At 63.8% G+C, this 3,313-nt stretch carries 4 protein-coding genes; all 4 read left to right on the top strand.

The window, feature by feature from the left end:
- Positions 1–728, top strand: a 728-nt coding sequence (locus tag JHD07_RS34680) for an ABC transporter permease subunit (protein ID WP_291630354.1), incomplete at its 5' end; no start/stop codon positions are given.
- Positions 725–2,245 (top strand): amino acid ABC transporter permease, encoded by a 1,521-nt coding sequence (locus tag JHD07_RS34675; RefSeq protein WP_291630353.1) that lies wholly within the window; start codon positions 725–727, stop codon positions 2,243–2,245. The genes JHD07_RS34680 and JHD07_RS34675, both read left to right, overlap by 4 nt.
- Before the next feature lie 12 nt (positions 2,246–2,257).
- The gene (locus tag JHD07_RS34670) at positions 2,258–2,995 is read left to right on the top strand and encodes an amino acid ABC transporter ATP-binding protein (RefSeq protein ID WP_291630352.1); all 738 of its coding nucleotides are present in this window, start codon (positions 2,258–2,260) and stop codon (positions 2,993–2,995) included.
- Positions 2,996–3,089: 94 nt separating this feature from the next.
- Positions 3,090–3,313: hypothetical protein (locus JHD07_RS34665; RefSeq protein WP_291630351.1), on the top strand; the 224-nt coding region annotated here is incomplete at its 3' end.

The raw sequence follows: 3,313 nt of genomic DNA, 5'->3' as shown, positions 1-3,313 counted from the left end.
ATCCGCGGCAGAGCATCTCGTTGTTCGGCATCGCCTTCATCAGCAATCGCGGCCTCGTCGTGCCCAGTCAGATCGGCCAGAGCGGTCTCGAACCGTTCCTTGCGATGCTGGGCCTCGGCATCGTCGCCTCGCTGGCCCTGCGTTTCTACGCAAGGCGAGCGCTGTTTCAGCGTGGCCAAGTGATCCGCATCTGGCCTTACGTGCTGACCCTGCTGGTCGGACTGCCGCTCGCCACCGTGCTGATATTTGGCCTGCCCCTCACCTTCGAGCTGCCGCAGCTGAGGGGATTCAATTTCGCCGGCGGCTCGCGCATCATCCCGGAATTCGTGGCGCTGACGGTGGCGCTGTCGACCTATACCGCCGCCTTCATCGCCGAGATCGTGCGCGCCGGCATCCTGTCCGTCCACAAGGGGCAGATGGAGGCGGGGGCCTCGCTCGGCCTCAGCCGCGGCGCCACGCTCCGCCTGATCGTCGTGCCGCAGGCGATGCGCGTCATCGTGCCGCCGCTGACCAACCAGTATCTCAATCTCACCAAGAACTCCTCGCTGGCGGTCGCGATCGGCTATCCCGACCTCGTCTCGGTGTTTGCCGGCACGTCGCTGAGCCAGACCGGGCAGGCGATCGAGATCATCGCCATGACGATGGGCATGTACCTCCTGATCTCTCTCGTCACCAGTGCCATCATGAGCGTCTATGGCTGGCGCGTCAGCCGGAGCCTGGGCGCATGAGCGATGTCGTCTCGTCCGGCTTCGTCCGCAGTGACCTGATTGCCGAGCGCCCCGCGCCGGTGAAGACCACCGGCTTCATCGGCCTGATGCGCACGCGCCTGTTCAACTCGCCGACAAATATTCTGCTGACGATCCTGGGCGCCTTGCTGCTCTGGTACACGATCGTCCCGTTCGTCAAGTTCCTGATGGTCGATGCGGTGTGGAGCGGCAAGGACCGCACCGCGTGTCTTGCCGAGAACGCGGGTTTTGCGGTCGGCGCCTGCTGGCCCTACATCCAGGCCAAGCTCCCGCAGCTGGTCTACGGCTTCTATCCAGAAGCCGAGCGTTGGAGGGTCAATCTCACGTTCCTCCTGGCTGTGGTCTTGCTGGTGCCGATGCTCGTGCCGCGGCTGCCGGCGAAGGGCCTGAACGCCGGCCTGTTCTTCGTCGCGTTTCCGGTGGTCGCCTTCTTCCTGCTGCACGGCGGCGGCATCAAGGGCTTCGGCCTGAGCTGGACGGCCGGTGTCCTGCAGCTGTTCGACGAAAGCATCGTCGGTGCCGGACAGGCGCTGCTCGGTCTCAGCAAGAACTCGGCGATCGGTCAGCTGCTGTGGGGCCTCGGAAACCTCATCGTGCTGTTCGGTACGGCGGTCCATTGGCTGATCTTTCCGCTCACCTGGCTGCGCGATTACATCCAGGGGACGGGCCAGCCGGTTTGGGCCGATTTCGCGGTGACGGCCGCGATCACGTGCCTGATCGCTTTCGTTCTTGGCGGCGGCGTTCGCACCGGTGGACGGGCTCTGGCATCGAGCATCGCCACCTTCATCGGCATCGCCGTCGTCATCAAGCTGATGGATCTCGATCACGGCGGATTGCCGATCGTAACGACGAATCTTTGGGGCGGACTGCTGGTGACGCTGGTGGTCTCCGTCACCGGCATCGTCACCTCGCTGCCGATCGGCATCGCGCTTGCGCTCGGCCGCCGCTCGACTATTCCCTTGATCCGGATCTTCTCGATCGCGTTCATCGAGTTTTGGCGCGGCGTGCCGCTGATCACCGTGCTGTTCTTCGCCACCTACATGCTGCCCTTGTTCCTGCCCGGCAATTTCACCGTCGACGGTCTGGTGCGCGCGCTGATCGGCATTGCGCTGTTCACCGGCGCCTATCAGGCGGAGAACGTCCGCGGCGGGCTTGCCGCGATCCCGCGCGGGCAAACCGAGGCGGCGGCCGCCCTCGGGCTCTCCTGGTGGAAGACGACTTCGCTGATCGTGCTGCCGCAGGGGTTGCGCCACGTCATTCCAAACCTCGTCAACAGCTTCATCTCGCTGTTCAAGGACACCTCGCTGGTCTCGATCGTCGCGCTGTTCGATCTCTTGGGCTCGCTGCGCGCCTCGTTCTCGGATCCGAAATGGTCGACACCGTCGACCGCGTTCACGGGCTTTGCCTTTGCCGGGATCGTCTATTTCATCTTCTGCTTTGGAATGTCGCGCTACTCGCTGTTCGTCGAGCACCGCCTCAACGCCCACCGCCGCAGCTGATCGAGGCCGCCCATGTCCGACCCCATCGTCAAGATTTCCGGACTGAACAAATGGTACGGCGAATTCCACGTCCTGCGTGACATCGACCTTTCGGTCCGCAAGGGCGAGCGCATCGTGATTTGCGGTCCCTCCGGCTCGGGCAAGTCGACCCTGATCCGCTGCATCAATGCGCTGGAGGAATTCCAGGAGGGCGAGATCGTCGTCGACGGCATCGAGCTTGGGCCGAACCTCAAGCACGTCGACGCGGTGCGTCGTGAAGTCGGCATGGTGTTCCAGAGCTTCAATCTGTTTCCGCACCTGACCGTGCTCGACAATTGCACGCTGGCGCCGATCTGGGTCCGCAACATCCCCAAGAAAGACGCCGAGGCGACCGCGATGAAGTTCCTGGAGCGGGTCAAGATCCCGCATCAGGCCAACAAGTTTCCCGGCCAGATGTCTGGCGGCCAGCAGCAGCGCGTCGCGATCGCCCGGGCCCTGACCATGAACCCGAAAGTCATGCTGTTCGACGAGCCGACCTCGGCGCTCGACCCCGAGATGGTCAAGGAGGTGCTCGACACCATGGTCGACCTCGCAGAGGAGGGCATGACCATGCTCGTCGTCACCCACGAGATGGGTTTCGCCCGCGAGGTGGCCAACCGCGTCGTGTTCATGGACGCCGGCCAGATCATCGAGGCCAACACCCCGAACGAATTCTTTGCAGCTCCGCGGCACGCCCGCACCAAGCTGTTCCTGAGCCAGATTTTGCGGTGAGACCTATTGCGGGCCGCGCTGGTCCAGCAGACCGCAAGCTTGGCACCATCCGAATCAGCTCGTCTGTTTCCGGGCCATCCTCCGGAGAAAGACCTTGCAGAGCAGTGCCGGCGCGCGCGCCTACCAGACGGGGCGACTGGAAAAGAAGCTGAAGAAGCAGGCGGACGCCGTTATGGCCTTCGCGATCGAGGCGCTCGGGCAGGGCAGGCTTGATGAGGCCGAGCTGCTCTGCCGCGAGATCCTGAAAGAGGTTCCAGATCACTGTACGCATACGACGAAGGCCGCCAGATTGACGCACGCGCGTGGGCAAAGTGAGCT

The organism is Bradyrhizobium sp. (assembly GCF_016462955.1).
Lineage (GTDB): Bacteria > Pseudomonadota > Alphaproteobacteria > Rhizobiales > Xanthobacteraceae > Bradyrhizobium.
This window is presented reverse-complemented; position numbering and strand designations above follow the sequence as displayed.

Bases quoted from the DNA above. Each gene is read 5' to 3' on its own strand.
- JHD07_RS34670 (WP_291630352.1), top strand. From the start codon at position 2,258: ATGTCCGACCCCATCGTCAAGATTTCCGGACTGAACAAATGGTACGGC.
- JHD07_RS34675 (WP_291630353.1), top strand. From the start codon at position 725: ATGAGCGATGTCGTCTCGTCCGGCTTCGTCCGCAGTGACCTGATTGCC.